General features: G+C 67.3%; 27 protein-coding genes and 1 pseudogene. 14 read left to right on the top strand and 14 right to left on the bottom strand.

Annotated elements, in window-relative coordinates; all coding sequences use genetic code 11:
• Window positions 1-163: 163 nt before the first annotated feature.
• The 3 genes and pseudogenes from FIV34_RS21235 to FIV34_RS14220 form a co-directional block, all read right to left on the bottom strand.
• Window positions 164-649 (bottom strand): annotated as a pseudogene (locus FIV34_RS21235) (GNAT family N-acetyltransferase); the annotation flags it as partial.
• Window positions 650-687: 38 nt separating this feature from the next.
• Window positions 688-1,590 (bottom strand): hydroxymethylglutaryl-CoA lyase, encoded by a 903-nt coding sequence (locus FIV34_RS14225; RefSeq protein ID WP_139983825.1) that lies wholly within the window; start codon window positions 1,588-1,590, stop codon window positions 688-690.
• 11 nt (window positions 1,591-1,601) lie between these two features.
• Entirely contained in the window at window positions 1,602-3,596 is a 1,995-nt protein-coding gene (locus FIV34_RS14220; protein WP_139983823.1) for an acetyl/propionyl/methylcrotonyl-CoA carboxylase subunit alpha, read from the bottom strand.
• A gap of 188 nt (window positions 3,597-3,784) precedes the next feature.
• Here FIV34_RS14220 and FIV34_RS14215 point away from each other — a divergent pair, with 188 nt between their 5' ends.
• Entirely contained in the window at window positions 3,785-4,267 is a 483-nt protein-coding gene (locus FIV34_RS14215; protein WP_139983821.1) for an FKBP-type peptidyl-prolyl cis-trans isomerase, read from the top strand.
• Between the two features lie 68 nt (window positions 4,268-4,335).
• Here the strand turns inward: FIV34_RS14215 and FIV34_RS14210 are convergent, their stop codons facing one another.
• Both FIV34_RS14210 and FIV34_RS21010 read right to left on the bottom strand, forming a co-directional pair.
• Window positions 4,336-5,403: a phospholipase A gene (locus FIV34_RS14210; RefSeq protein ID WP_139983819.1), complete on the bottom strand. Its 1,068-nt coding sequence runs from the start codon at window positions 5,401-5,403 to the stop codon at window positions 4,336-4,338.
• Between the two features lie 156 nt (window positions 5,404-5,559).
• On the bottom strand, window positions 5,560-5,862 hold the full coding sequence (locus FIV34_RS21010; protein ID WP_170207631.1) for an EF-hand domain-containing protein: 303 nt from the start codon (window positions 5,860-5,862) through the stop codon (window positions 5,560-5,562).
• Window positions 5,863-6,248: 386 nt separating this feature from the next.
• Between FIV34_RS21010 and FIV34_RS14205 the strand changes: the two genes are divergently transcribed.
• The gene (locus FIV34_RS14205; RefSeq protein ID WP_246058629.1) at window positions 6,249-7,517 is read left to right on the top strand and encodes a winged helix-turn-helix domain-containing protein; all 1,269 of its coding nucleotides are present in this window, start codon (window positions 6,249-6,251) and stop codon (window positions 7,515-7,517) included.
• Here the strand turns inward: FIV34_RS14205 and FIV34_RS14200 are convergent, their stop codons facing one another.
• Window positions 7,518-7,997: a hypothetical protein gene (locus FIV34_RS14200; RefSeq protein WP_139983817.1), complete on the bottom strand. Its 480-nt coding sequence runs from the start codon at window positions 7,995-7,997 to the stop codon at window positions 7,518-7,520.
• Between the two features lie 313 nt (window positions 7,998-8,310).
• Here FIV34_RS14200 and FIV34_RS14195 point away from each other — a divergent pair, with 313 nt between their 5' ends.
• From FIV34_RS14195 to FIV34_RS14175, 5 genes are all read left to right on the top strand, one after another.
• Window positions 8,311-8,520 (top strand): cold-shock protein, encoded by a 210-nt coding sequence (locus tag FIV34_RS14195; RefSeq protein WP_046967385.1) that lies wholly within the window; start codon window positions 8,311-8,313, stop codon window positions 8,518-8,520.
• A gap of 338 nt (window positions 8,521-8,858) precedes the next feature.
• Window positions 8,859-9,062 (top strand): transcription antiterminator/RNA stability regulator CspE, encoded by a 204-nt coding sequence (cspE, locus tag FIV34_RS14190; RefSeq protein ID WP_089973954.1) that lies wholly within the window; start codon window positions 8,859-8,861, stop codon window positions 9,060-9,062.
• Window positions 9,063-9,161: 99 nt separating this feature from the next.
• Window positions 9,162-10,016 (top strand): alpha/beta hydrolase family protein, encoded by an 855-nt coding sequence (locus tag FIV34_RS14185; RefSeq protein ID WP_139983815.1) that lies wholly within the window; start codon window positions 9,162-9,164, stop codon window positions 10,014-10,016.
• Between the two features lie 18 nt (window positions 10,017-10,034).
• On the top strand, window positions 10,035-10,910 hold the full coding sequence (locus FIV34_RS14180) for a pirin family protein (protein ID WP_139983813.1): 876 nt from the start codon (window positions 10,035-10,037) through the stop codon (window positions 10,908-10,910).
• Between the two features lie 12 nt (window positions 10,911-10,922).
• Window positions 10,923-11,228, top strand: a complete 306-nt coding sequence (locus tag FIV34_RS14175; protein ID WP_139983811.1) for an Mpo1-like protein — start codon at window positions 10,923-10,925, stop codon at window positions 11,226-11,228.
• Between the two features lie 26 nt (window positions 11,229-11,254).
• Here the strand turns inward: FIV34_RS14175 and cqsA are convergent, their stop codons facing one another.
• From cqsA to FIV34_RS14155, 4 genes are all read right to left on the bottom strand, one after another.
• Window positions 11,255-12,517, bottom strand: coding sequence for an alpha-hydroxyketone-type quorum-sensing autoinducer synthase (gene cqsA, locus FIV34_RS14170; RefSeq protein ID WP_139983809.1), 1,263 nt, complete (start codon window positions 12,515-12,517; stop codon window positions 11,255-11,257).
• A 284-nt stretch (window positions 12,518-12,801) separates the two neighbouring features.
• The gene (locus tag FIV34_RS14165) at window positions 12,802-13,839 is read right to left on the bottom strand and encodes a response regulator (RefSeq protein WP_139983807.1); all 1,038 of its coding nucleotides are present in this window, start codon (window positions 13,837-13,839) and stop codon (window positions 12,802-12,804) included.
• Window positions 13,839-15,221 carry a sensor histidine kinase gene (locus tag FIV34_RS14160; protein WP_139983805.1) on the bottom strand — a complete coding sequence of 461 codons (1,383 nt, stop codon included), beginning with the start codon at window positions 15,219-15,221 and terminating at the stop codon, window positions 13,839-13,841. The genes FIV34_RS14165 and FIV34_RS14160 overlap by 1 nt, the downstream gene beginning before the upstream one ends.
• A 14-nt stretch (window positions 15,222-15,235) precedes the next feature.
• Entirely contained in the window at window positions 15,236-15,625 is a 390-nt protein-coding gene (locus tag FIV34_RS14155) for a cytochrome c (protein ID WP_139983803.1), read from the bottom strand.
• 65 nt (window positions 15,626-15,690) lie between these two features.
• Between FIV34_RS14155 and tcdA the strand changes: the two genes are divergently transcribed.
• A complete protein-coding gene (tcdA, locus tag FIV34_RS14150; protein ID WP_139983802.1) occupies window positions 15,691-16,509 on the top strand; it encodes a tRNA cyclic N6-threonylcarbamoyladenosine(37) synthase TcdA in 819 nt (272 codons plus the stop codon).
• Here the strand turns inward: tcdA and FIV34_RS14145 are convergent.
• On the bottom strand, window positions 16,506-17,564 hold the full coding sequence (locus FIV34_RS14145; RefSeq protein WP_139983801.1) for an aminotransferase-like domain-containing protein: 1,059 nt from the start codon (window positions 17,562-17,564) through the stop codon (window positions 16,506-16,508). The two genes, tcdA and FIV34_RS14145, sit on opposite strands and share 4 nt — an antisense overlap.
• A gap of 20 nt (window positions 17,565-17,584) precedes the next feature.
• Here FIV34_RS14145 and FIV34_RS14140 point away from each other — a divergent pair, with 20 nt between their 5' ends.
• The 4 genes from FIV34_RS14140 to FIV34_RS14125 all read left to right on the top strand — a co-directional run bounded on the left by FIV34_RS14140 (window position 17,585) and on the right by FIV34_RS14125 (window position 21,983).
• Window positions 17,585-17,875: a GIY-YIG nuclease family protein gene (locus tag FIV34_RS14140; protein WP_139983800.1), complete on the top strand. Its 291-nt coding sequence runs from the start codon at window positions 17,585-17,587 to the stop codon at window positions 17,873-17,875.
• Window positions 17,848-18,705 (top strand): 2OG-Fe(II) oxygenase, encoded by an 858-nt coding sequence (locus FIV34_RS14135; protein WP_139983799.1) that lies wholly within the window; start codon window positions 17,848-17,850, stop codon window positions 18,703-18,705. Before FIV34_RS14140 ends, FIV34_RS14135 begins: the two co-directional genes overlap by 28 nt.
• An 87-nt stretch (window positions 18,706-18,792) precedes the next feature.
• Window positions 18,793-21,078, top strand: a complete 2,286-nt coding sequence (locus FIV34_RS14130; RefSeq protein WP_246058628.1) for a M1 family metallopeptidase — start codon at window positions 18,793-18,795, stop codon at window positions 21,076-21,078.
• 8 nt (window positions 21,079-21,086) lie between these two features.
• Entirely contained in the window at window positions 21,087-21,983 is an 897-nt protein-coding gene (locus FIV34_RS14125; protein WP_139983798.1) for a hypothetical protein, read from the top strand.
• A 57-nt stretch (window positions 21,984-22,040) separates the two neighbouring features.
• Here the strand turns inward: FIV34_RS14125 and FIV34_RS14120 are convergent, their stop codons facing one another.
• The 3 genes from FIV34_RS14120 to FIV34_RS14110 form a co-directional block, all read right to left on the bottom strand.
• Window positions 22,041-22,583, bottom strand: a complete 543-nt coding sequence (locus FIV34_RS14120; protein WP_139983797.1) for a GNAT family N-acetyltransferase — start codon at window positions 22,581-22,583, stop codon at window positions 22,041-22,043.
• A 17-nt stretch (window positions 22,584-22,600) separates the two neighbouring features.
• Window positions 22,601-23,050, bottom strand: coding sequence for an SET domain-containing protein (locus FIV34_RS14115; protein ID WP_139983796.1), 450 nt, complete (start codon window positions 23,048-23,050; stop codon window positions 22,601-22,603).
• Between the two features lie 124 nt (window positions 23,051-23,174).
• The gene (locus FIV34_RS14110; RefSeq protein ID WP_139983795.1) at window positions 23,175-23,510 is read right to left on the bottom strand and encodes a ComEA family DNA-binding protein; all 336 of its coding nucleotides are present in this window, start codon (window positions 23,508-23,510) and stop codon (window positions 23,175-23,177) included.
• 193 nt (window positions 23,511-23,703) lie between these two features.
• Here FIV34_RS14110 and FIV34_RS14105 point away from each other — a divergent pair, with 193 nt between their 5' ends.
• A complete protein-coding gene (locus tag FIV34_RS14105) occupies window positions 23,704-25,146 on the top strand; it encodes a M20 family metallopeptidase (RefSeq protein WP_139983794.1) in 1,443 nt (480 codons plus the stop codon).
• Window positions 25,143-25,847: a YggS family pyridoxal phosphate-dependent enzyme gene (locus FIV34_RS14100; RefSeq protein WP_139983793.1), complete on the top strand. Its 705-nt coding sequence runs from the start codon at window positions 25,143-25,145 to the stop codon at window positions 25,845-25,847. Before FIV34_RS14105 ends, FIV34_RS14100 begins: the two co-directional genes overlap by 4 nt.
• Window positions 25,848-26,024: the final 177 nt, after the last annotated feature.

Raw genomic sequence — 26,024 nt, 5'->3', positions numbered from 1 at the left:
GCAGGCTTTCCACGGTGACCGACGGCGGCACGGGCTGGCGGTCGAGGTCGGAAAGGTAGCCGTGGAACTGCTCGATCAGCGGCAGCACGTCGGCGCGCGCCGGGTCGTCGATGGCGAACGCGAGCGAGGGTGGCTTGGGCGCCACGATCAGGTCGCCATCATTGAGGCTGCGCAGGTAGAAGCGATCGCAGCTGAAATGGCCGGTACCGCCCATGGGCGCGTCGATGCGGGTGAATCCATGGCGCAGGTACACGGCCTGCGCCGCGTCCATGCCGGTCAGCGTTTCCAGGTAGCAGCGGGTGAAGCCTTCGCGACGCGCGGCGTCCAGGCACAGCCGCATCAGGCGCGAGGCGGCCCCGGTGCCACGTGCCTGCGGCAGGAAGTACATCTTGCGCAGCTCGCAGGTTTCCGCGTCGCCGCCTTCCAGCGGTGCGATACCCGCGCCGCCGACGACACGGCCGTCGAGCTCCACTACGAAATAGGCCTTGCGCCCGCCCGCGTACGCGGCGGACATGGCGTCGACTTCCGGATCGTGGATGGCGAAGCCAGGGCCGTCGGCGCCGAACTCAGGCATGACGGCGCGGATGACCGCGGCGACCTGGGCGTCGTCACGCGGTTCGATGGGGCGGAGGAGGGGTTCGTTAGCCATGCCGCTGATGCTGCCACGGCGAAGGGCGGGACGGAACCTCAGGCTGCGGCGGTGCGGGCCCGCGTGACGCGGCTGGCCGTTTCCTTGCCCAGCTGGGTGGCGAGCCACGCACCGGTGGCGACCAGGCGATCGAGGTCCACGCCGGTGGACATGCCCATGCCGTGCAGCATGTACACCACGTCTTCGCTGGCGACGTTACCGGTGGCGCCTTTCGCGTACGGGCAGCCGCCGGTGCCGGAGACGGCGCTGTCGACCACGCGCACGCCTTCCTCGAGGCAGGCCAGGATGTTGGCCAGGGCCTGGCCATAGGTGTCGTGGAAATGCACGGCCAGCGCGGCCATCGGCACCTCCGAAGCGACGGCGCGCAGCATGGCGCGCGCCTTTGCGGGCGTGCCGACGCCGATGGTGTCGCCCAGCGAGATTTCGTGGCAGCCGAGCTCATGCAGGCGCCGGGCTACGCGCACCACGTCGTCTACCGGCACCTCGCCCTGGTAAGGGCAGCCCAGCACCGTGGATACATAGCCGCGCACGGCGACGCCATCGGCGCGCGCGCGCTCCATCACCGGGACGAAACGGTCGATGGATTCGTCAATGGACGCGTTGATGTTCTTGCGGTTGAAGGCCTCGGAGGCCGCCGTGAACACGGCCACTTCGGTGGCGCCCACCTCGCGTGCGCGCTCGTAGCCCTGGAGGTTGGGCACGAGCACGGGATACACCACGCCCGGCGCCTTGCGGATGGCGGTGAACACCTCCGCGGCGTCGGCGAGCTGGGGCACCCATTTGGGACTGACGAAGCTGGTGGCTTCGATGGTGGCCAGGCCGGTGTCCGACAGGCGGTTGATCAGCTCGATCTTCACCGCGGCGGCGAGCATGGCCTTTTCATTCTGCAGGCCATCGCGCGGGCCGACTTCAACGATGCGAACGTGATTCGAGGTGTTCATGGTGGGGTCCTTCAGGCCGTCTCGGCAAAACGCACGAGGACGCTGTCGGCGTCCACGAACTCGCCCTGCACGGCCGAGATGGACTCGATGCGGCCGGCGCGGGGCGCCTTCAAGGCCAGCTCCATCTTCATCGCTTCCATCACCAGCAGCTCCTGGCCCTCCTCAACCGTATCCCCTACCGCGGCGCGCACCAGCACGATGCGGCCCGGCATCGGCGCCACGACGTGGCGGGCTGTGTCGCCGGCGGCACCGGCCCAGGCAAAGGCCGGGGCGCGCTCGAAGACCCAGCGCGCGCCTTCGGCGTCGTGCACCGTCGCACGCGTGCCGGCCAGGGTCAGCGGGACGCGTCGGGCATGGTCGTCGAAGCGGGCGGACAGCACGCCGTCGGCAAGGCGCGCACCCGCGACCGTGCAGGTCACGTCGCCCTGGTGCAGCACGTAATGCCCGGCGTGGCCGTGCGCATCGATCTCGTGCCGCGTGTCCCCCTCCATCAACGCCACCACGCGCTTGCCCGGATGGCCCAGGCGCCACGCATCCGCGCCACCCCACGGGGAGTGCGGGTCGTGCGGCGGGTTGGCGTGCCGTGCCTCGTCGGCCATCAGCACCGCGACGGCGGCGGCAAAGCGCTCCGTGTTGCCTGCTTTCGCCGTACCGGCGAGGAACTGGTCCAGGTGACGGTCGAGGTAGCCGGTGTCGATGCGCCCTTCGACCACCACGGGATGGCGGATGAGTCTTTCGAGGAAGGCGACATTGGACTTCGGGCCGACGATGTCGGTGTGTGCGAGGGCATCGCGCAGGCGTTCCAGCGCGTCCGCGCGGTCGTCGCCATAGACGATGAGCTTGGCGATCATCGGGTCGTAGAAGATGGTGACCGTGTCGCCGGCGACCACGCCGCCGTCCAGGCGCACGTGCCGCGATGGCGTGGGCAGGGTCAGGGCCAGGAGCTTGCCGGAGCCGGGGAGGAAGTGGGCTTCCGGGTCCTCGGCGTACAGGCGCACTTCCATCGCATGGCCGTGGGCCTTCACCTCAGCCTGCGCCAGCGGGAGGGTTTCACCGGCGGCGACGCGCAGCTGCCATTCGACGAGGTCCAGCCCCAGCGTTTCCTCGGTGACCGGGTGCTCGACCTGCAGGCGCGTGTTCATCTCCATGAAGAAGAACTCGCCGTCCTGGGCCACGATGAACTCGACCGTGCCGGCGCCGACGTAATTCACGGCGCGCGCGGCGGCCACCGCGGCGGCACCCATGCGGGCGCGGCGCTCGGCATCCAGGAAGGGCGAGGGGGTTTCTTCCAGCACCTTCTGGTACCGGCGCTGCGCGGAGCATTCGCGCTCGTTCAGGTGGATCAGGTTGCCGTGGGTGTCGCCGAACACCTGGAATTCGATGTGTCGCGGGTGCTCGACGTAGCGTTCCAGGATGACCCGGGTGTCGCCGAAGGCGTTGGCCGCCTCGCGCTGGGCCGAGGCCAGGGCGTCGGCAAAGGCGCCGGCATCGCGGACGATGCGCATGCCCTTGCCGCCGCCACCGGAGGCGGCCTTGATCATCAGCGGGAACCCGGTGCGCGCGGCTTCCGCGGCCAGGTGGGCCGGGTCCTGGTTGTCGCCGTGGTAGCCGGGGACGAGCGGCACCGCGTGGGTTTCCATCAGCGCCTTGGCCGCGGCCTTCGAGCCCATGGCGTCGATGCTTTCCGGGCGGGGGCCGATGAAGGCGATGCCGGCGGCCGCGCAGGCGCGGGCAAAATCAGTATTTTCTGAGAGAAAGCCATAGCCCGGGTGGATCGCCTGGGCCCCGGCCTTCAGCGCCACCTCGATGATCGCGTCGCCACGCAGGTACGACTCCGCGGGGCGCGGGCCGCCGATGGGCCAGGCCTCGTCAGCGAGGCGCACGTGCTGCGCGTCAGCGTCGGCACTGGAGTACACGGCCACGGTACGGATGCCCATGCGGCGGCAGGTCCGGATCACGCGGCAGGCAATTTCACCGCGATTGGCGATCAGAATGCAGTCGAACATGGGGCTCCCGGTGACGCGACGAGGGGGTGGGGGAAAAGCGGGGAAATTAGCAGATCACGGCGTCTTGGCGGGTTGCGGCGCACCATCCCGAGGCGTCCGGATTTGCACCAAGGGGGTCTCTCCCCTAGCCTTGCAGGGCGTCGAAGACGCCCCATGTCTTCCATCCCCACTGTCAGAGCGAGAATTTCATGCAGATTGGCCACAATAGCGTCGTTTCCTTCCACTACACGTTGACCGATGACCAGGGCAACGTCATCGACAGCTCGGACGGCCGCGAGCCGCTGGCTTACATCCATGGCGAAGGCCACATCGTCCCGGGCCTCGAGAAGGCGCTGGAAGGCCGCCAGGCGGGTGACCAGTTCAAGGTCGACGTGGTGCCGGAAGAAGGCTACGGCGTGCGCCACGACGAGCTGATCCAGGTCGTGCCGCGCGAGGCCTTCCAGGGCGTGGAAGACCTGCAGCCGGGCATGCAGTTCCAGGGTCGCAACGACCAGGGCAGCATCAACGTCACCGTGTCGAAGATCGAAGGCGACAATGTCACCGTCGACGGCAACCATCCGCTCGCCGGCCAGACCCTGCACTTCGCCGTGGAAATCACCAGCGTGCGCGAAGCCAGCGAAGAAGAGCTGTCGCACGGCCACGTGCACGGTGAAGGCGGCCACCACCACTAAGGTGGTGCGTTGCTGATGCGCTGGCAGGGCGGGCTCCTGGTGAGCTCGCCCTGCCAGCGTCACGTGGATCAATACCAGTCGAGCAGCGACACACCCACGCCCAGGTACGTGGCCCGGTGGTTGTAGTCGATCATGCTCTCGCCGTACCCGTTGAAGACTTCCAGGTACCCGCGCAGGTTGTTCACCACGGGGAAGCTCCAGGTCCCGCGCAGGGAACCATGCGAGCGGTCGCCGGTGCGGAACGAATGGCGCGCGGTCAGGCCGAACTCGTTGCGGCCTACTTCATGCACCACCTGGATCTCGCCGCGGCCCATGTAATCCTCGATATCCGGATTATCGTCGTCCTTGCGGGCTTCGGGGATGCGCCACCACGGGCGCAGCATCACCGTCCATCCTTCCCTCTCGAAACCCACGTCGGCGACGACGCGGTTCCAGCTGCGCGATAGCGGATCCGCGCGGCCGTTTGACTGATGGTTGATGCCGATGTCGGCCAGGCGACCCGACCAGCCGAGGATGTCGTAGTGCGTCGCGAAGACGAGCAGGGCCTCCGGCTCGTAGTTGGTTTCGCGGAACGGGCGTGAATTGTCCTTGTTGTAAACCTGCCAGCGCGAGGACTGGGTATAGCCGACCCAGAGGTCGCCGTTGTCGCCGAACAGGTTCTCGAACGCCTTGGTCTTCAGGCTGATCTGGAACTTGGCCTCGACGTTATCCAGCTCCTGCGGAGTGGACACCGTGTGGTCCGGCGCGGGGCTGTGCGGCGTGTCGTTCTGGTTCGTCGTGCCGAAGAAGGGAAGCACGTACGTCGGCTTGTAGCCGCGCAGGTTCAGCGTGCCCAGCTTCGATTCCGGCGAGAGCTCCCAGCGGCTGTCCAGGAGCGACAGCGGGCGGGCGACGTTGCCGGAGTCGCGCGTGGCGAGGTCAACACTGATCGAATGCCCCTTGGCATCTTCTTTCTTCACCGCCTGCGGCATCTGCGTGCGGCCGGTGGCCTTGTCGTAGCACAGCAGGCGCTGGGCGTCGGTTTCGATGGCCGCGCAGGCGCGGATGTCCATCGGGCTGGGATTCTGCGCGAGGGCCTGGGCGGCGTGCAGGCAGGCAAGCGCGCCAAGCGCGCCCACGGTGTGGAGACGTTTCATGCGGTGATACTCCTTGGCCGACGACCCTGACGGCGAACGGGGAGTGTATCTGCCGCAAATGTGTGAAGAACGTGCAAACCTGCGCACGTTCAGCAAGAAAACATGGAAGGCTGGGAAGCGTCCCCGCTTCCCAGCCTTCCCAAGCGTGCCTACGGCTTACGGCGTACCCGCACCCGAGTGGGCCACCCACTTGGTGTACTCGGCCTTGCTGATCTTCCCATCGCGGTTGCTATCGGCGTACTGGAAGTCGTTGGCCAGCAGCGGATAGGCCGAGGCCTGGGTCGGCGTGATCGAACCCTTGCCACCGGAAAGCGTGGCGAAGTCCGGGGCCGGGCCCGCGGGTTTCGGCGCGGCCGGGCCGCTATTGACCTGCACCTGGCCCTGCGGCGTCGGCATGGACGTGCCGCTGGTCATGCCGGCGGTACCGCTGTCACCCGGGGGCGGCGGAGGCGGCGGCATCGGGGCGCCCGGCGGGGCGGCGGGGGGCGGGGAGGCGGCGCATTGCCGGCCGGCGGCGGCATGCCAGGCTGGGCCTGCGCCGGCATCGTCGCCGGATCCGCCGGAGGCGGAGGCGGGGTCGCTTCGCCCGGAGGAGCGGGTGGCACGGCAGGGGTGACCGGAGCCGGCGGCGGAGGCGGCAGCGCCGGATCGGACTGGGCCGACTGGGCAAGTGCCCCGCCTGCCAGTAGCAGTGATGCGCCGAAGGCAACGGCGCGAACGTGCATCTTCATCGGTAGCCTCCTCTTACGTTGCGTGGTGGGTATCGCAGCAGCAGGCCACGACCTCATTGCCCACGCTAGCAAGGGACGATTTAATGGTGGCCCAACTGCGGAAAGGCCTCCACCGTGCCATCACGCGTATCCGACGAGACCTCCACGAACGACGTGCTCCGGCTCTCGCACCGCTCGGCGCAGCTCCTTCACCTCGCCGCGCAAGGCCTCCTGAAAGGCGCGACGCGCAAGGCACGAAAGGCCGACGTGGGCAGCACGATCGCGCGCATGGGTATCCTGCAGATCGACACCATCAACGTGGTCGCGCGTAGCCCTTACATGGTGTTGTTCTCGCGCATGGGAAGCTACCGCAACGAATGGCTGGACGACGCGCTGGCCGACGGCCACCTCGCCGAAGCATGGGCGCACGAAGCGTCCTTCGTTCCCGCCAGCGAGTTCCATTACCACCGCGATTATCGCCTTGGCCGTGCCGGCCACTGGGCGCAGAAAATGGCCGAGCGCACGCATGCGGACGCACGCGCCGACATGGATGCGCTGCTTGAACGCATTCGCAGCGAAGGCCCGTTGCGTGCCATCGATTTCGAGCGCGATGCGCCGGCGAGCAAGGGGTGGTGGGGATGGAAGCCCGAGAAGAAATGGCTCGAAGCATGGTTTGCGCTCGGCAAGCTGATGGTGCTTCGTCGCGAGCGCTTCCAGCGCGTGTACGACCTGGCGGAGCGTGTCGTCGCGCGTTGGCCGGAACCGCCGCCGGCCGGTGTGCTCGATGAGGCGTCCGTGCGCGAACACTTCATCGTGCGCAGCGTGCAGGCCCTCGGCATCGCGCGTGCTCGCTGGATCGCCGACTATTACCGGCTCAAGCCACGCGTGACCGATGCCGAACTGGAACCGCTCGTTGCGCGCGGCGTGTTGCGACGCGTCGAGGTGGATGGCTGGGATGATCCGGGCTACGTCCACGCCGACCATGGCGAGCTGCTGGCCCAGGCCGCATCGAGCACGCTACGCGCCACCCGCACGACGCTGCTCTCGCCCTTCGATCCGGTGGTGTGGGACCGCGCACGCGCGCAGGACCTGTTCAACTTCGAATACACCCTGGAGTGCTACACGCCCGCGGCGAAGCGCCGCTTTGGTTACTACGCGCTGCCGATCCTGCATCGGGGGCGCCTGGTCGGGCGCGTGGACGCAAAGGCGCAGCGGAGCGCGGGCCTATTCCAGGTACTGGGCGTGTGGCTGGAGGAGGACGTGGTGCTGACACCCGCCCTCGTCGAGGGGATCGCACTGGCGCTGTGCGAATGCGCGGCGTGGCATGGCACGCCGCGGGTCGCCATCGAGGGCGCCAGCCCGAAGGGGCTGGCGGCCCAGCTCAACAAGGCCTGCCGTGGCTGATCAGCGCGTGGAGGCGGGCGCCGGCGTATCGGCGCACGACTTGCCGTGCAACGCATCCTTCAGCTGGCTGGCCAGCGAAGTGCAGCGATTGGGCAGCTGGTCGCGCATGTCAGGGTCCTGCGACTGGCGCAGCAGGCTCTCGCGCATCATTTCGTAGCGCGGCTCGATCTGGTCGCGGGAGAACACCCCGGCGGCCAGGTGGCAGCTCTTGTAGCTGGCCAGGTATTCATCGCAAGCCGCGATGCCCGTGCTGGTCGGCAGCGGACCCGACTTGGCGGCGGCCGCGGCGGTGCTGGTGCCTGCCTTCTTGCCGGCCGGGACACTGGTGACGCTGGTGGTATCCGTGCGCGACGTCGAGCTGGTGGTCGGGCTGGCCGTGACCGTCTGGGTGGTCGTCGGTTTCGGCTTGTGGTCCGAACAGGCGGCGAGGGCGATGGCGCACAGGGCCAGCGGGGCGAGGCGGTGGAAGCGGGTTTTCATGATGGTCGTCCCCCTTGCGGAGCGTGGATCGGTGGTGGAGTCAAATCGCACAGGGAGTGCGACGCGACAACGATTTGCACGATTGTGGGTGAATGCCGCGTTAGCGAAAACCGATCCATCGCTATTTTCCGCTGGGGCGGGTATGATTCGCCCGCTGTGTTTGCCGGGGTCATAGAGTTCCGTTGACCCGATGCCGCTGATCACGGATCTGCCACATCGCTTCGCTCCTCGCGTTTCCTTGCACACCAGTAAGCCGTAATTTCATAAGAAATTGCTGGTTATTCAATTAGTTATTACGTTTGGAGTGTTACATATGTCGGATCGTGAAATCGGCACCGTTAAGTGGTTCAACGACGCGAAGGGCTTCGGCTTCATCTCGCGTGAGAACGGTCCGGACGTCTTCGTCCATTTCCGCGCTATCCAGGGCAACGGCTTCAAGTCGCTGGCCGAAGGCGAAAAGGTTTCCTTCAAGGTCGTGAACGGCCAGAAGGGTCTGCAGGCTGAGGAAGTCAACAAGGCCTAAGCCTTTTTGATCACTCGCTGCAGGAAAGAGCCCGGCATTCGCCGGGCTTTTTTTTTGCCCATGAAAACGGGTGTTTTCCTAGGAAATGGCCTGATTTCTCATTTCCTTCACGCCTGCATGCGTGATCGGCGTCAAATAAACGTCCTATGTAGGCATTCCCCTACAGAATCTTCTCCGAATATGGTTATGATCCACCCTACTGTGTCTGCGCGGTCACGCGAGTGGCCCGATGTGCGCGCGTTCGATGATCACGCTCCGTCGCCTCACCCGGTCCTGCATTCATAGTAAGTCGCCGGCTGCGAGCCGGGTTTTCGAGTGCTGGTATAGAGGTGTGTGTGATGGCAACAGGTACGGTCAAGTGGTTCAACGATGCGAAGGGCTTCGGCTTCATCACTCAGGATGAGGGTGGCCCGGACGTTTTCGTGCATTTCCGCTCCATCCAGGGCAATGGCTTCAAGTCCCTGCAGGAAGGCCAGAAGGTCGAGTACACCGTGACCCAGGGCCAGAAGGGCCCGCAGGCCGACAACGTCGTGCCGAAGTAAGGCTTTTGCGGCTGGCACGTCCGGCCGCTTTGCAAGAACCTTGGCTCCTCCGGCCCCTGTCGCCGGGGGAGCCTTTTGCCATATGGGCCCCGAAAACGCATGAGTGATCCCCTCCTGGACGCAGTGCGGGCGGTGATGCCGCTGCGCATGGCCGATGGCGCCCGCGCCGACCTCTTGTTGTTCCGCCCCGCCGGCACGCCTCGTGCCGCCTTGCTGTGGGTACCCGCCCTGGGCGTTGCTGCCCGCCACTACGAACGCTTCGCCCTGGCCCTGGCCGGGCTGGGTATTGCCGTGGGCGTGCACGAATGGCGCGGCCACGGGTCCAGTGACCAGCGGGCCAGCCGGCGGAACAGCTGGGGCTACAAGGCCCTCCTTGGGGATGACCTCCCGGCCAGCGCCGCGGCGCTCGCCAGCGCGTTCCCGGGTACGCGGCTGTGCGTCGGCGGCCATAGCCTCGGCGGCCAGCTCTCCACCTTGCTCGCCGCCACCACGAGCCAGCCCGTCGCGGGCGTGGTGCTGGTGGCCAGTGGCGCGCCGTACTGGCGGCGCTTTCGCCCGTGGGTGGCCCTGGCCTACGTGGGTGCGCCGCTGCTGGCGAGCCTGGTAGGCCGCTTGCCCGGTCGTCGCATCGGGTTCGGCGGGAACGAGGCGCGTGGTGTCATCAGCGACTGGTCACGCAGCGGCCGTACCGGCCGTTATGCCGCCCGCGGCATGCCCGTGGACTTCGAGGCCGCGTTGCGCACGCAGCGCGCACCGGTGCTGGCGCTGCGGCTGCGCGATGACTGGCTCGGTCCCGCATCGTCGGTGGCGTTCCTGTTGGACAAGATGCCGGACGCGCCGCGCACCCTCGGCGTCATCACTCCGGACGATCTTGGCGGCGAGCCGGCCGACCATTTCGCCTGGATGAAGATGCCCGCGACCCTTGCGGCGCGCATCAGTGACTGGCTACGTTGACACCCACGGAGTAACCCCATGACCACCGACTTCATCGACGGCAAGCAGAAAGACCTTGGCGATGGCTTCAAGGTGCGCCGCATGTTGCCGCACCTGAAGGCGCGCCACGTGGGCCCCTTCGTCTTCTTCGACCAGATGGGCCCGGCCGATTTCGCCGGCGATACCGGCATGGACGTGCGTCCGCATCCGCACATCGGCCTGGCCACGGTCACCTGGCTTTTCGATGGCGCCATTCGCCATCGCGACAGCCTGGGCAGCAACGTCGACATCCATCCCGGTGACGTGAACTGGATGACCGCGGGACGCGGCATCGTCCATTCCGAACGGACACCGCCCACCGAGCGCCACGACGGCCAGAAGCTGCACGGTATCCAGGTGTGGGTGACGTTGCCGAAGTCGCATGAAGAGATCGCGCCCGAGTTCCACCACCACGCGGCCACCGAACTGCCAAAGGTGGACGTGCCCGGCGGGCGCCTCGTTGTCATTGCAGGTGATGCGTTTGGCGCGGTGTCGCCCGTGCGCGTCTTCGCGCCGATGTTCTTCGTCGAGGCCCGCCTGGAAAAAGGCGCGCGCATCCCGATGCCGGCGCAGCACGCGGAATGGGGTGCGTATGTGGTGGAAGGCGCCGCGCGCTTTGGCGGGCTCGACCTGAAGGCACTGGACATGGCCGTCGCCCACGATGGCGAGCCGCCGACGCTCGAAGCGCTTGAGCGGTCGCTGGTGATGCTGTTCGGCGGCGCGCCGCTCGATGGCGAGCGCCACCTGTGGTGGAACTTCGTGGCAAGCTCGAAGGAGCTGATCGAAGCGGCCAAAGCCGACTGGTCCGCGCAGGCGGGCCGTTTCCCGGTGGTGCCCGGCGATGAGCACGAGCGTATTCCCCTGCCCACGTACTGACGCGGAGCTTCCATGGCCAGCTTTGCCACCTTTCGCGAGTTCTATCCGTTCTACCTCGGCGAGCATGCGGACGTGCGCTGCCGGCGCCTGCATTTTGCCGGCAGCCTGCTCGTCCTTGTCGCGATTGTCCTGGCGGTATCCACGGGGCATCTGGCGTGGTTGTGGCTTGCGCCGGTGGGCGGGTACGGCTTTGCATGGATCGGCCACTTCGTCTTCGAGAAGAACCGTCCCGCCACGTTCCAGCATCCGCTTTACAGCCTGATGGGCGACTGGGTGATGTTCTGGGACATCCTGCGCGGGCGCGTCACGCTGCGCTGAGCGCAACGGACGCGCACCGCGCATCCTCAGGCCACTTCGCTCGCCGCGCTGCGAGCCTCCTCGCGGCGCAGCCGGCGGCTGGCGCTCCACTCCGGCAGGGACAGCTCGGCGCGTGCCGTGCGGCAGGCGTCCAGCAGGTGCTGCACGGCGCCGTCGTCCATACCCGCGTTCAACGTCAGGCGCAGCAGCGAGCGGTTCACCGTGGTGGCCGGTGCGCTGAACACGGAGCCGAACACGCCATGCTTCTCCATCACATCGCGCACGGTGCCGGTAAGGATTTCCTGGCCCGCTTCAAACGCGATGATCTGCTCGGTGCCGTCACCAATCGGGAAGCCCATCGCCGTCAGTTCCCGGCGCACGTGGCGGGTCACCTCGCGCAAACGCTGGCGGCGCCAGGTTTCGGTCTGGATCACCCGGTGCGATGCCGAGAGCCCGGCCAGCTCGTGGGGCAATAGCGAGGAGCTGAAGATGGCCGGCAGCGCTTCGCAACCGAAGTAGTCCTTGAACCGCGTGGTGCACGCGATGAATCCCGCACGCGAGCAGTACGCCTTGGCGAGGCTGGCGGTGATGAAGTGCACGCGGTCGTTCAGGCCGAGGCTGGCGACGAGACCTTCGCCGCGTGCGCCGTGCGTGCCGAGTGAGTGCGATTCGTCGACGACCAGCACGCAGCCATGTTCAGCAGCGAGGTCCGCGATCGGGCGAAGAGGGGCCAGGCTGCCGTTCGTGCTGTACACGCTATCCACCACGATGACGCCGGGCCCGTTGCGCAGCAGCTGCTTTTCCAGGTGCTGCACGTCGTTGTGGAGGATGGACACGGCCTTGGCACCGGCGCTGCGGATGCCTTCCCACAGCGATGCGTGCGCCAGCATGTCGACGTAGACCGGGACACGTTCCCCGGCGATGGACTGGATAAGGCCCACGTTGGCGGCGAAGCCGGACTGGGCGAGGATGCCATCCTGCGTGCCGACGGCGCGGGCCAGCTCGGCTTCCACGCGGTGCAGCGGCTGGTCGGCGTCCTGCTGGAACAGGGCGGACATCATCATGCCCAGGCCACCGCTGGCGAGTGCGCTGCGCTGGGCTTCGACGATCGCAGGGTGCCCGGCGATGGCGAGGTAATCGTTGCTCTGCAGCATCAGGTCGCCCGCGACTGGCTTGCGGCCGCGCAAAATGTGACGACCGCCCCAGTCGATGGCAACGCGTTCGAGGTGAAATCGTTCCACCCTGCGCTGGACGAAGTCGGGCAGGGCCGGCGCCTTGGCGATGGGGTGCAGATGGCTGAGGTTTTCCATGGGTTCTCTCTCTCTCTCTCTCTCGGTGGTGAGGGATGGGCGATGTCCACGGCGCCGTCCACGGGACGACGCGCGCACGCCTGCCTCGCCCGGGCAAGCGAAAAACGAGAGAGGCAATCCCCCTGGTCGATGTGACGCCAGGCGCGGGCCCTGCCTAACCTGGAGAGAGGTCGCGCGGAAAACGTGCTCGCAGCGACGGCATGCCGAGCATACGACCACGGGCGCCCCACGACGCCGGGGATTCCGGCATTCGCAGGGGCCTAAGCCAGTGGGTCAGCGTTGGGTCAGATAAAGCGCGGGCGGCTATCGGCGGACAGGCTCAGGTCCTGTTCGCGCAGCCAGCTGCGGTACGACTTGACGTGCTGGAGGCGGAAGCGCTCGACGTCGTCGATGAGGGCGTAGTAGTACCACTGCTCGCCGGAGACCGCCGTGGCGGGGTACATATGCCCCTCCGGGTTCTCCACGCCCTTGTGGTAGAAGCCGTCGCGGGAGTTGAACCAGGGCAGGGCTTCGCCGCTGCGCAGGGCTTCGAGCACGCCGGCGGGCGCACCCAGGTCCGAGGCGATCTCGTAATGCGTGCGCAGGTCTTCGTCGGTCTGCACCAGCAGGAAGCGGCCGATGCCCCACGCGTCCACCAGGAGCAGGCCGGTCGGGTTGCAGTGGACGTAACACTCCACCGGCTGGAAGGTGGCCGTCACGCTCTGCAGCACGTCGCGGAACGCCGGGTCGCGCAGGAAACGGAAGTTGCCCAGGGCCAGGGTTTCCGCCACGAAGGCGCTGGCGCGTTCGAAATAGCGGCGCTGCAGCTCGACGATGGCCGTTTGCAGCTTTTCGATGGCCAGGGGGTCGTTCTTGCGGATGAAGCGGTCGATCACGCCCGAATTGAAGGCGTCGATGGCCGTGGCGTCGTCCGCCCGGCCGGTCAGCAGGATCTTGCCGATATGCGGATTCGGCAAGCGCTTGCAAAACGTAATGCCGTCCATTTCCGGCATGGCCTGGTCCACGACGACCACCGAGATCTCGGCGAAGCGCTCCGGGTCGTACACCACGCGATGGATGGAATCGATATCCAGCGCCACGAGCTCCTGGGTCTCGGAGGGGCGGTCCTTCCAGCGATAGAGCCAGCCGCCACCCGGCACCGGGCGGCTGCCGTTGTTGCCCAGCGTGGCCAGCGCGCTGCGCGGCGAGCTGAACGTGCGCACCCGGACCATGGGGTCGAGCAGCAACGGGACGACGTCGAGGTATTCCTCGTGGTCATCCACGAGCACCGTGGTCGTCGGAAAATGAAAGGGCTGGATATCGCCCTGCGAGTTCAGAGTCATCACTGCCGGACCCCGGCCTCCGTAATCGGGAAGGTGAGGGTGAACTCTGTGAATTCACCCAGATTGGTACGGCACATGATGCCTCCGCCCATATGCTCCATCGCCGCGCGACAAAAAGCGAGACCTATCCCCAGGCCGGTGATGTTGCCGGTACCCGCGCTGTCGCTCGAATACGAGTAAAAACGATTGAAAATACGGGGAAGTACGTCCGGTGGTATGCCCGGGCCCGTATCGTGGACCCGGATGTGATTGCCGTTTTCGCCTGCTTCTATATACACCCGGATCTCCCCCTTGCCCGCCCGGTCGGTATGAAACAGGGCGTTACGCAGGAGATTGAACAGGATATGGACCACCAGGGTCTCCTCCCCGAGCAGGGGGAAGTCGCCGGTGGGCGACAGGGTGATCCGCTCGCGTTCGGCCCGTGACCCATAGGGGAAGCGGCGCAGGGCCTGCTCCACGCAGTCGCGGGCACCCAGGGTGGTGAGCGGCACTTCGCCGATGGCCCGCGCGGAGAGCAGCAGCATGTCGATGATGGTATTGGCGTACGTGACCTCGCGCTCCATCACGCCGATGCTCCGCTCCAGGGCATGCAGGTTCTGCGTGCGCATCTCCGGCACCGCCAGGCCCTCGCTCTCGGCCAGGCGGTGGCTGCGGATCAGGTCGGGCATATAGCGGGCCACGGCCCGGGCGGCAATGCGCAGGGAACCGAGCGGGGTGCGCAGCTCGTGGGCAATGTTGTTCGAGGCGGCCGTCAGGGCGTCGATCCGGCTTTGCTCGGCCATCGTGGACGACACCGTACAGGTGGCCCCGCCGACGATCCCGAACAGGAGCAGGGGGACGTATTCCAGCATGGTCTGGCCGTGCAGCACCGCCCCGGGCGACAGCGCGAAGGCGACCCCGGCCAGGAGGCTGCCCGTGGTGAACACCAGCAGGAAGCTGGCGATGTCGAACAGCATCATCAGCAGCATCACGCAGGCCATGTGGGTCATCAGCCACGGTGGCGTCGCGTTGCGCAGGGTCATGTAGCCGACGAAGAAGGGCATCGCCACGGTCATGGCGAAGTACCAGTACGTCGGCAGGTAGGCCCTCAACCGGCGCGGCCACCAGGGCAGCAGGGCCAGCGGGATGAAGGTGGCGCTACACGCCAGCCGCATCGGCAGGTTTTCGTAGGGCTGCGGGAACAGGTAGGCCCACACCGGGTAGTACACCGCCAGCGAAAAGCTGCCCACGACACCGATGGCCACCATCTTCGGCTGCGAGTAGCGGGTGCGCAGCCACATGGTGGTTTCGAACCGGGCCAGCGCACGCAGCAACAGCCACAGCTGCAGCCGCAGGTAGGGCTGGCGCGGGGTGGGTTCGTCGTCGGGGGCGGGCATGGTCATGGCAGGCGCGTGGTTCAGCGGTACTGCTGGTGGCAGGCCGAGCAGGCCTCTCCGACCGGCTTCAGCGCCGCGGCGAGGGCCTCGCACGTGGCGGGTGCGGCGGCTACCGCGCCATCGAGTGCGCTGGTGAGCTTGCCGGCGGCCTGGTCAAAGCCCACCTCCATGCCCGTGAAGGCCTCGCCGATGTCCCCTGACGCCTGGCGCAGGCGCACGAGGTGGCTGGCGGACGCCTTGGCATCGCAATGCTTCGCCCGCACGTTAGCGCGTAGCACGCCGATGTGGTGCTGCATCACTGCCATCACGCCATCATGGAAGGGCGTGGCCTGGCGCAGGGCCGACATCGCGGAGATGGCGCCCATGGCGCCTATCGCAAGGCCAAGGACGATGAGAAGCAGCGCGCGCATCGGTTTTCCATGGCTTAGCGTGGCGGTCAGCATAGCCGACAGGCCTCCCGATTCAATATGTGATAATGCACACCCAAATTCCCACCGAGTCCCACGTGAGCACGGCCCAGGCCGAACGTTTCGCCGGCATCGAGCGGCTGTATGGCCGCGGCACCCTGGACCGCCTCGCCCACGCGCACGTCTGCGTCATCGGCATTGGCGGCGTTGGCTCGTGGGCGGCTGAGGCCCTCGCGCGCAGCGGCATCGGCCGGCTGACCCTGATCGACGGCGACGACGTCTGCCTGTCGAACACCAATCGCCAGCTGCATGCCCTTGAGGGGCAGTACGGCAGGCCGAAGGTGGGCGTCATCGCCGAGCGCGCGCACGCCATCAACCCGACCATCCGCCTCGAGGCCATGGAGCGCTTCCTCACGCCCTCGACGCTGGACGAGCTGCTCGACCGCAACTACGACGTCGTCATCGACGCGTGCGATGCGATGAAGGTGAAGCTCGAGACCATCGTCTGGTGCCGGCGCCGCAAGGTGCCGCTGGTGACCGTGGGCGCCGCCGGCGGCCGTACCGACCCGACCCAGATCCGCGTGCGGGACCTCTCGCGCACGGAGCACGACGCCATGCTCAGCATGATCCGCAAGCGGCTCCGCCAGGAGTACAACTTCCCGCGCAACCCGGATCGCTTCTTTGGCGTGTCCGCGGTGTATTCCATGCAGAACGTGCAGTACCCGCAGGCCGATGGCAGCGTGTGTGGCGTGCGCCCGGCGGGTAGTGATCCGCTGAAACTGGACTGCGGCGGTGGGCTGGGTGCAGCAACGCACGTCACGGGCGCCTTCGCGTTCGCGGCGGTGGGCAAGGCGCTGGAAAAGCTGACCCAGGCGAAGAAGGCCTAAAGCACGCTGGCCAGCGTGGCCAGCGCCTGCTCAAGCCGCACCGGGCCTTCCTCGGCGCCCAGGCACACCCGCAGGCCACGGCCCGGGCCACCCTCGGCATTGAAGGGCACGGGTGGCGTCACCAGCACACCGGCGTTCCGCGCGCGTTCGTACACCGCGTCCGCGTCGTCGCGCGGCAGCCATGCGTGCATGCCGCCGCCCGTGCGCAGCGCCTCGCCGAGGATCTGCCGGGCGAGCACGTTCCGGTCGCGCATGGACACCGCCAGCGTATCGAGCAGGCCGTCCGCGGTGCCGTCGGCCATCCAGCCGCCCACGATCGCGGGCAACAGGGGTGGCAGGCCGTCGGTCGCCAGCGTGAGGGATTCGGTGATCCGCTGATGGCTCGCATCGTCCGGTGCCAGCAGCCAGCCCATCCGCAGGCCAGGCCCCAGTACCTTGCCCATGCCGCCGGCATGCAGCACATGCCCGGGGGCCAGGTCGGCCAGGGCCGGCAGCGGGTCGTCGTCCTGCCAGCGGAGCGCGGAGTAAACATCGCCCTCGATCAACGTCAGCCCGTGCTGGCGCGCCACGACGACGATAGCCTCGCGGCGGCCCAGCGACATGGTCGCCGTCGTCGGGTTGTGCAGGGTGGGCTGCACATACACCACGCGCGCGCCGGTGCGACGCACCGCTTCGTCCAGGGCATCGGGCCGCATGCCCTCGTCATCCACGGCCACCGCGGCGGGCCGTACGCCATGGGCGAGCACGCCAAGGCGGAAGCCATGGAAGGTGGTCTCTTCCATCAGCAGGGTGTCGCCCGGGGCGCAGGCGTCCTCCAGCGCAAGCACCAGCCCGTGCCGCGCGCCCACGGTAAGCAGTAGTCGCCGGGGGTCCACGGCCATGAAGCCGTTGTGCCGTCGCATCCAGCCGGCGATGGCTTCGCGAACGGCCATGCCGCCCTCGGGGGCGGGGTAGCCCAGCAGGCCATCGTCCAGCGGGAAGCTGGCCAGGGCTTCGCGCAGCCGGGCGGTCGGCGCGGCGCGCAGCGGCAGGTTCACGGCGAGGTCGTAGCTCATGGGGGCATTATGCTGTGTCCATGTGGTACGTCTATCTCATCGAATGCCGTAACGGCTGCTGGTACGCTGGCATCACCAACGACGTGGAAGCGCGCTACGCGGCGCACGCGGCCGGGAAGGGCGCGCGCTACACCCGCGCCAACCCGCCCGTGAAGCTGCTGGGCGCCCGGCCCTTCGAGGACCGCTCCGCGGCTTCCCGCGCCGAGTACGCGCTGAAGCGGCTGGCCCGGGCGAAAAAGTTGGCCTGGCTGCTGGATGGCCCGGCGCCATGCACAATGGAGCCATGCAGACCCGACGACACACCAAGGTAACGCCCGACTGGCACCGCTGGATCGGCGAGGCGCTGGCCAATGGCAGCGCGCCTGCCGAGCTGCTTGCCACGATGAAAGAGCACCAGTTCGACGAGCGCGTGGCGCGCGAGGCCATCGCCGATAGCGTTTTCGGCGGCGTGGCGCCACCGCCCAGCGGCGACGCACAGGCCAGCGACTTCGTAAGCCGCCTGCCCGCGGGCCACGTCATCCACACGCCCGATCGCGACATCCGCGTGCTCGTGCGCGTGGCCCGGCCGGTGATCGCGGTGCTCGACAACGTGCTCGATGCGGCCGAATGCGACGGCATGATCGCGCTGGCCCGCTCGCGGCTGGCGCGCTCGGCGGTGGTCGCGCCCGATTCGGGCAGCAACACGGTGATGGATATCCGCACCAGCGAGGGGGCCTACTTCCATCGCGCCGAGAGCGAGCTGGTCCAGCGCATCGATGCGCGCACGGCGGCGATCATGCAGCTGCCCGAGGAGCACGGCGAAGGCCTGCAGGTGATGCGTTACGGCGTGGGCGGCGAATACATGCCGCACTACGACTACTTCGCGCCGGACCAGAAAGGCAGTGCGCCGCACATCGCCAGCGGCGGACAGCGGGTCTCCACGCTGATCATGTACCTGGACGACGCGCAGGCCGGCGGCGAGACGATCTTCCCGCGCATCGATTTCAGCTACGTGCCGCGCAAGGGGCAGGGCCTGTACTTCGAATATGCCGCGGCCGACGGCTCGCTCGATCCGCTCTCGCTGCACGGCGGCGCGCCGGTCGTGGCCGGCGAGAAATGGATCGTCACCAAGTGGATGCGCGAACGCGCCTTCGCCGGTTGAAAGCTTGACTAACACCCGTGACCTCTGGCCTATATCGGGTCCGTGACACGTCCAGCAATCTCGCTGGATTACAGGGGAGGGTGGAACATGCGCCGCGAGGCAGCCAGGGTTGTACGTCTTGTCATCGCGGGCGCCATGTCGTGTGCCACTGCCGCGTGGGCCCAGAGCCCGCCGGCCTCCGCGCCACCACCGGCCAGGCCCGTCGCCACCGCGCCGGCGGCCAGCGCACCGTCCGCCATGGCGCCGGCAGGCGCAAGCAGCGTGGCCGCGCCGGTCGTGCCCGTCGAGATTCCGTTCGCCTCGGCCCATGCCGGGCTGATCCGCACGCCGAGTGCGCCGACCGCCTGGGGTGGCCCGCGCACCGGCAGCGAAGCGACCTTGTCGGATCGCGTGGTGTCCTACCGCATCCAGGCCACGCTCGATCCGGAGAAACATACGGTCGATGGCCAGCAGCAGCTCACCTGGCGCAACCGCAGCGACCGCCCCGTGTCGGCGGTGTTCTTCCACCTGTACCTCAATGCGTTCGAAAGCGAGGGCAGCACGTTCTTCACCGAGCGCAACGTGCTGGCGCCCGAAGGCGGTTCGCGCGGCCTGGGCAAGGTGAAGAAGGGTGAGTGGGGCTATATCGACCTCGGCCACATCGACCAGGACGGCGCCCCACTGAAGTGGCGCTACGTGCATCCCGACGGCGGCCCGGCCACCGACCACACCGTCATACGCGTCGACCTGGCCCAGCCCGTGCCCGCCGGCGGCAGCGTCACCCTTGACATGGCCTTCCACAGCCAGCTGCCGCGGGTGATCGAGCGCACCGGCTACGTGGGCAAATTCCACCTCGTCGGCCAGTGGTTCCCGAAGATCGGCGTGCTGGAGCTCCCGGGCGAACGGGGTGCCACCGAGCCGCGCTGGAACGTGCACGAGTTCCACTTCAACAGCGAATTCTTCGCCGACTTCGGCGAGTTCGACGTCCGCATGACCGTGCCCAAGGCCTACACCGTGGCGGCCGTCGGCGAGCAGCAGGGCGATCCGGTGCCCGAGGGCAACGACCTCATCTGGCACTTTATCCAGGCCGACGTGCACGACTTCGCCTGGATGGCGGCGCCGGACTTCAAGACCGTCGAGACGACCTGGCAGGGGCCGGGCAGCCCCACCGTGAAGGTAAAGGTGCTTTACCCGCCGGAATACGAGGCCGACGCCCAGCCGGTGCTGAAGGCCACCACCGACTCGCTGACCTACTTCTCCAACACCCTCGGCCCGTACCCGTACAAGACGATCACCGGCATCGTGCCGCCGTTCAACGCCAGCGAGGCGGGCGGCATGGAGTACCCGACGTTCTTCACGTCGGACAACGCCAAAAAGGTGAAGCCGAAGACGTTCTCGGAATGGTTCATCGATTTCGTGACCATCCACGAGTTCGGCCATGGCTATTTCTACGGCCTGCTGGCGTCGAACGAGTTTGAAGAGCCCATGCTGGACGAGGGCATGAATGAGTACTGGGATGACCGCATGCTGCGTGAGCGCAAGCAGGACATCTGGCTCACCACGCCGCTGTGGCAGTTCTTCGGCGTCGAGCCGCCGCTGAGCGTGTTCGGGTTCGAGCGCATGACGGCGATCCTCAGCCACCCGTCCGATCCGCTCGGGCAGAACTCGTGGGACCGCCTCTCCAGCTCGCAGTACGGCACCGTCTATTCGCGCACGGCCACGGCCATGCACGACCTTGAAGAGCGCCTGGGCAAGGACGTCACCGAGAAGGCCTTCCGCCAGTACTACGCCACGTGGCATTTCCGCCACCCGTCGCTCGCCGACCTGCAGGCCACGCTTTCGGAAGTGTCGGGTAAGCCGGAGGTCGTCGCCGATGTATTCGACCATTACATGTACGGCACGGACCGCATGGACGACTCGGTGAGCGCCATCACCAGCGACGAAGTCCTCCCGCAGGCGGGCGTGTCGATCAAGGACGGCAAGCGCGTCGAGCTGTCCAGCGACGACAACGACGAGGCGATCGAAAAGCAGCGCGACGCGTGGGAAAAGGCCCACCCGGATGCGAAGCCGGGCACCGGCCCGTTCCCGTTCAAGACGACAGTGACGGTCTGGCGCGATGGCATTGCCACGCCGCAGGTGCTCAAGGTGACCTTCGCTGACGAGTCGGTGGAGACGGTGCACTGGAATGACCAGCGCCGCTGGGCACGCTTCGTGTTCACCAAGCCGGTGAAGGCCACGTCGGCCGAGCTCGATCCTGAGCAGAAGATCTACCTCGACAGCAACAAGCTCAACGACAGCCGCACGGTGGAAGCGAACCATGCCGCCACGCGTCGCTGGACGTCGGATTTCGCCGCCCTGGTCCAGGGCATCTACAGCATGCTGGTGACGCTATGAACGGCCAAGTGAAACGTTCCGCCCTTGCCGCGCTTGGCGCGGGCGCCATCGGCGGCCTGCAGTGGCGGGTGATGCTGCTGTGGGTCCTGGTCACGCTGCTGCCGACGATGGTCGTGGCGCTGCCGCTGTGGTCACTGCTCGACGACATGCTCGGCCACAACGTGCGTGCCGACTACTACGCCGCGCACTTCGACGCCCTGCTGCTCTCGGACGTGATGAGCGGCCTGCAACGTAACCACGGCACGGGGATGGCCTTCGCGGCCGGCCTCCTGCTGACGCTGGCGATCTCACCGTTCCTCACCGGGATGATCGTCGCCGGCGGCCGTGCGGGCCGCGCGCTGAGCTTCGGTGGCCTGCTCCAGGGCGGCGCCACCGAATACGGTCGCATGCTGCGCCTGCTGATCCTGTCGCTGATCCCGTACGCGCTCTTCGCCATGGCCATGAAGGGCCTGTCGGCGTTTGGCGACGACAAGGTGGACGCCGCCTTCCTTGAGTCGACCGCGGACCTCTGGCAGCACGTGGCGCTCGGCCTGACGTTACTGGTGTTCGTGATCGTCCAGTGCATCGTCGAGTCGGCGCGTGCGGCGTATATCGCCGATATCACGCTGCGCTCGGCGTTCCGCGCCCTGGGTCGTGGTTTCATGGAGTTCCTGCGCCGTCCGTTCGCGACGCTGCTGGTGTACATCGTGATCACCGCGGTGGGCGCGGTGCTTGCCGTGTTGATCGCGTCGTGGCGTGGCCACACCACCGCGGTGGGTGGCGGCACGCTGGTGGCGTTCCTGATCGTGCAGCTGGGCGTCGTCGTGGTGGCGTGGATGCGCACGGCGCGCTTGCTGGCGCTGGCGCGATTGTCCAATGCGAATCCACATCGTCGTCGCCGGACGGATTTCGCACCGGCGCTCTGACATAAAAAAAGCCGCGACACGTCGCGGCTTTTTTCTTCGCTGTCGGCCGTGGCGCGCTCAGCTCGCCCGGCGGACTTCGCGGTGGGGCGGGTAATACGCGAACAGGTGCGTCGCGCCGCCGAGGAAGTCGATGTTGTCGATGTGCTCGCCACCCAGGCGCTCGGCCACGTGGTCGGAGGCTTCGTTGCCGATGCGCACCAGGCTGATCACGCGCTGTGCGTGCATCTGGTGCCAGGCGAAATCGAGGATGGCCGAGCCCGCTTCCGTGGCATACCCGTGGTGGCGGTGCTCCGGCTTCAGCATCCAGCCGAGCTCGAGGTCCGGCCAGCCTTCCGGCTTCATCAGGCCAGCACGGCCGATGAACTCGCCGGTGTCCTTCAGCTCGATGGCCCACATGCCGCAGCCGCGCAGGGCCCAGTGGCCAAGCAGCATGGCCATGGAACGCCACGCGTTCATGCGGTCGAGGGGCTGGCCGTCACCCACCCAGCGCGTGCTTTCGGCGTCAGCCAGCATGCTGGCGTAATCGTCGAAATGGCGTTCGGTCAGGGCGGTGAGCCGCAGGCGCGGCGTTTCCAGAACGGGAATATCTGCAGTTGCCATCGATGTGACCAGAGGTTTCAACCGAGCAGGGCAGCGAGAGCACGTGTGCTCAGCCGGAGGCTGTCCTGCCAGGACAAGCCGGTTATTTTCTCACCACTTTGGGCATCGGCAAAGTCCTCTTCCTGGCCGGGCGCCAGAAGATGCCGATAATCTACTGTGATTTCAGTGCCTTGCGGTAAGTCGTTCAAGGCAAAAATAAATCCGAGATGCCACAGGCCGGTCGGCTGGAAGCTGTGGTTGACGTAGCACTCGTCGGGCCAGTCGGGCGAAAGCGTGTAGCGATCGGCGAACCAGCGGGCCGCGGCATGCATCTGCCCGGAGGCCTGGACCTCGGCCCAGGCGTACGTCTTGTCGATCTCATCGGGCGCGGTGACGATGCGGCCGGCGGCGACGAATTCGTCGACGAACAGCCCTTTGCCGGCCCCCTTGATGGTCGACTCGGCGATGCGGTAACGCGGAAGGATCATTGGATCTTCTTTGCCCCAGGTCCGATACCTGGCCCCCCGGCCCGGCATGGGGCGGGAGTGTAGCGCGTCCATCGGAGAGTGGAAGAGGCCGCCGCCGGGGACGGCCCCGCGATCAGCCCCGCGATCAGCCCTCGTCGTCCGCCGGCGCGCCCTTCCTGGGCTTGGCGGCCTTGGCCGGGCGCGCTTTCGCGGCCGCCTTGCCCGCGTCGAACTGAATGGCATCGCGGTTGCGGTCGACCAGCGCGGGCCCGATGCCCTTCACTTCAGTGAGTTGGTCCGCGGAGGTGAACGGGCCATTGGCCTCGCGCCAGGCGACGATGGCCTGCGCCTTGGCAAGGCCCACGCCATCCAGGGACTGGGCAAGCGTGCCGGCGTCGGCGGTGTTGATGTTGACGGCCGTGGAGGCGAAGGCGGGTGCCGCCAGCAGTGCGGCGACGAAGACGAGATGGCGAAGAGACATGGTTTGATTCCTTGGCATAGGCGCCGGATGGCGCACGGGCACTGTGCCCCGTGGCGGCCCGCCCGCTAAGCGGCGGCATGGAGCGCAGGGGGTGGGCCTGTGCGCCCGCGCGGCGTGGGCGTTCGCTGACACGCCAGAGCCGCCAGGCAGGCGCTGTTACAATCGCCCTTTGACTCGACGACCAAGGCTCGCCATGGACACCTCTCGCATTACTTCCTTCGTCAGCGGCCTGTGGGACCAGGAAATCGTCCCGCAACTCATGGACTACATCCGCATCCCGAACAAATCGCCGATGTTCGATGCGCAGTGGCGCGAGCACGGTTACATGGAGCAGGCGGTGACCCTGATGGAAACCTGGGCACGCTCGAAGCTGCCCGCGTTCCAGGGCGCCACGCTGGAGGTGGTGCGCCTTGAAGGCCGCACGCCGCTGATCTACATCGACGTGCCGGCGCAGGGCGTCAACGGCAGCGGCACGGATGAAACCGTCGTGCTCTACGGCCACCTCGACAAGCAGCCGGAGATGACCGGCTGGGCGGACGATCTCGGCCCGTGGACCCCGGTGCTGAAGGGCGACAAGCTCTACGGCCGCGGCGGCGCGGACGACGGTTACGCCATCTTCGGTTCGCTGGCGGCGCTGCTCGCGCTGCGCGACCAGGGCGTGCCGCATGCGCGCTGCGTCATCATGATCGAGGCCTGCGAGGAATCCGGCAGCTACGACCTGCCGTACTACGTGGACCACCTTGCCGAGCGCATCGGCAACCCCGCGCTGGTGGTGTGCCTGGATTCCGGCTGCGGCAACTACGACCAGCTGTGGCTGACCACCTCGCTGCGCGGCATGACCGGCGGCAACCTCACCGTCCAGGTGCTGGAAGAGGGCGTGCATTCCGGTGACGCCTCGGGCGTAGTCCCGTCGAGCTTCCGCATCCTGCGTGACCTGCTCAGCCGCCTGGAAGACGAAGAGACCGGCAAGATCCTTCCGAAGGAGCTGTACGTCGATATCCCGGCGCAGCGCGTGGAGCAGGCCCGCAAGTCGGCGGACGTCCTGGGCACGGCCGTGTACGACAAGTTCCCGTTCGTGGAAGGCATGCAGCCCGCCGCGGACGACCTCACGGAGCTGGTGCTCAACCGCACCTGGCGTCCGCAGCTGTCGGTGACCGGTGTCGGCGGCATGCCGGCCCTGGAGAGCGCGGGTAACGTCCTGCGCCCGAAGACCTCGGTGAAGCTGAGCCTGCGCGTGCCGCCTACCCTGAACGGCGCCGAGGCAGGCAAGTTCCTCAAGCAGCTGCTCGAGAAGGATCCGCCGTACGGCGCGAAGGTCACCTTCGCCCTGGAGAAGGACGGCAGCGGCTGGAACGCCCCGGCCCTGTCGCCGTGGCTGGAAGAGACCGTGGCCGAGGCCTCGCAGGCTTATTACGGCCAGCCGGCGGCTTACATGGGCGAGGGTGGCAGCATCCCCTTCATGGGCATGCTGGGTGAGAAATTCCCGAAGGCGCAGTTCCTGATCACCGGCGTGCTTGGCCCGCATTCCAACGCGCACGGCCCGAACGAGTTCCTGCACATCCCCACCGGCAAGCGCGTGAGCATGGTGGTGGCCAACGTCGTGGCCCGGCACTTCCAGGAAGCCGCCAGGGCATGACGGACGACCTCGCCACGCTGGCAGGCCGCCTCGCCGCCGCGCGGGCGGGCATCGACGCGGCCTGCCATGCGACGGGCCGCGATCCGTCCGGGGTAGCCCTGCTGCCGGTGAGCAAGACCTTCGGTGCCGACGTGGTGGCCGAGGCGGCCGGCCTGGGCCTGCGCCGCTTCGGTGAGAACAAGGTGCAGGAAATCCAGGCCAAGGCCGCCGAGCTGGCCCCCCTCGGCCTGGACTGGGTGGTGATCGGCCACTTGCAGACGAACAAGGCGAAGGCCGTGGCGGCCCTCGCCTCCGAGGTGCAGTCGCTGGACCGCCTCGACCTCGCCGTGGCCCTGGACAAGGCCCTGCAGGCGCAGGGCAGGGCCATCGACGTGCTGGTGCAGCTGAAAACCTCGCACGAGGACAGCAAGACCGGCCTGCCGCCCGACCAGTTGCTCAGCTTCCTGGGCGAGCTGCGGGCGTTCCACTCCCTGCGGGTGCGCGGCCTTATGACCATCGCCGAGCACAGCGAGGATGAGGCCGTGGTCCGGGCCAACTTCCGGCACGTGTATCAGTGCCGTAACAGCGCCCGCGACGCGGGCTTCGAGGTCGAGCGGCTGTCCATGGGGATGAGCGGCGATTACGCCCTGGCCATCGCCGAAGGCAGCACGGAAGTGCGCATCGGCAGCGCCATTTTCGGTGCACGGAATTACAAGCACTAATCAGTTCAGTTAATGCAATTCGGCAAGCAGGCGCCGGTGACGGCCCCTTTTCCTGCTCACATACGTGAAGCAAGTGCCTAAATCTGTTCAGTATTGTGATTGGATCCGCGTTATTTATTGCGGATTCTCTGAATATTTCCTAGGAATGGCCGTTTTTAACTTTATGCCAACAACAGG

The organism is Luteibacter pinisoli (genome assembly GCF_006385595.1).
Taxonomy (GTDB): Bacteria; Pseudomonadota; Gammaproteobacteria; order Xanthomonadales; family Rhodanobacteraceae; genus Luteibacter; species Luteibacter pinisoli.
The sequence above is the reverse complement of the archived record's forward strand: the minus strand, read 5'-3'. Positions and strand labels throughout refer to the sequence as shown.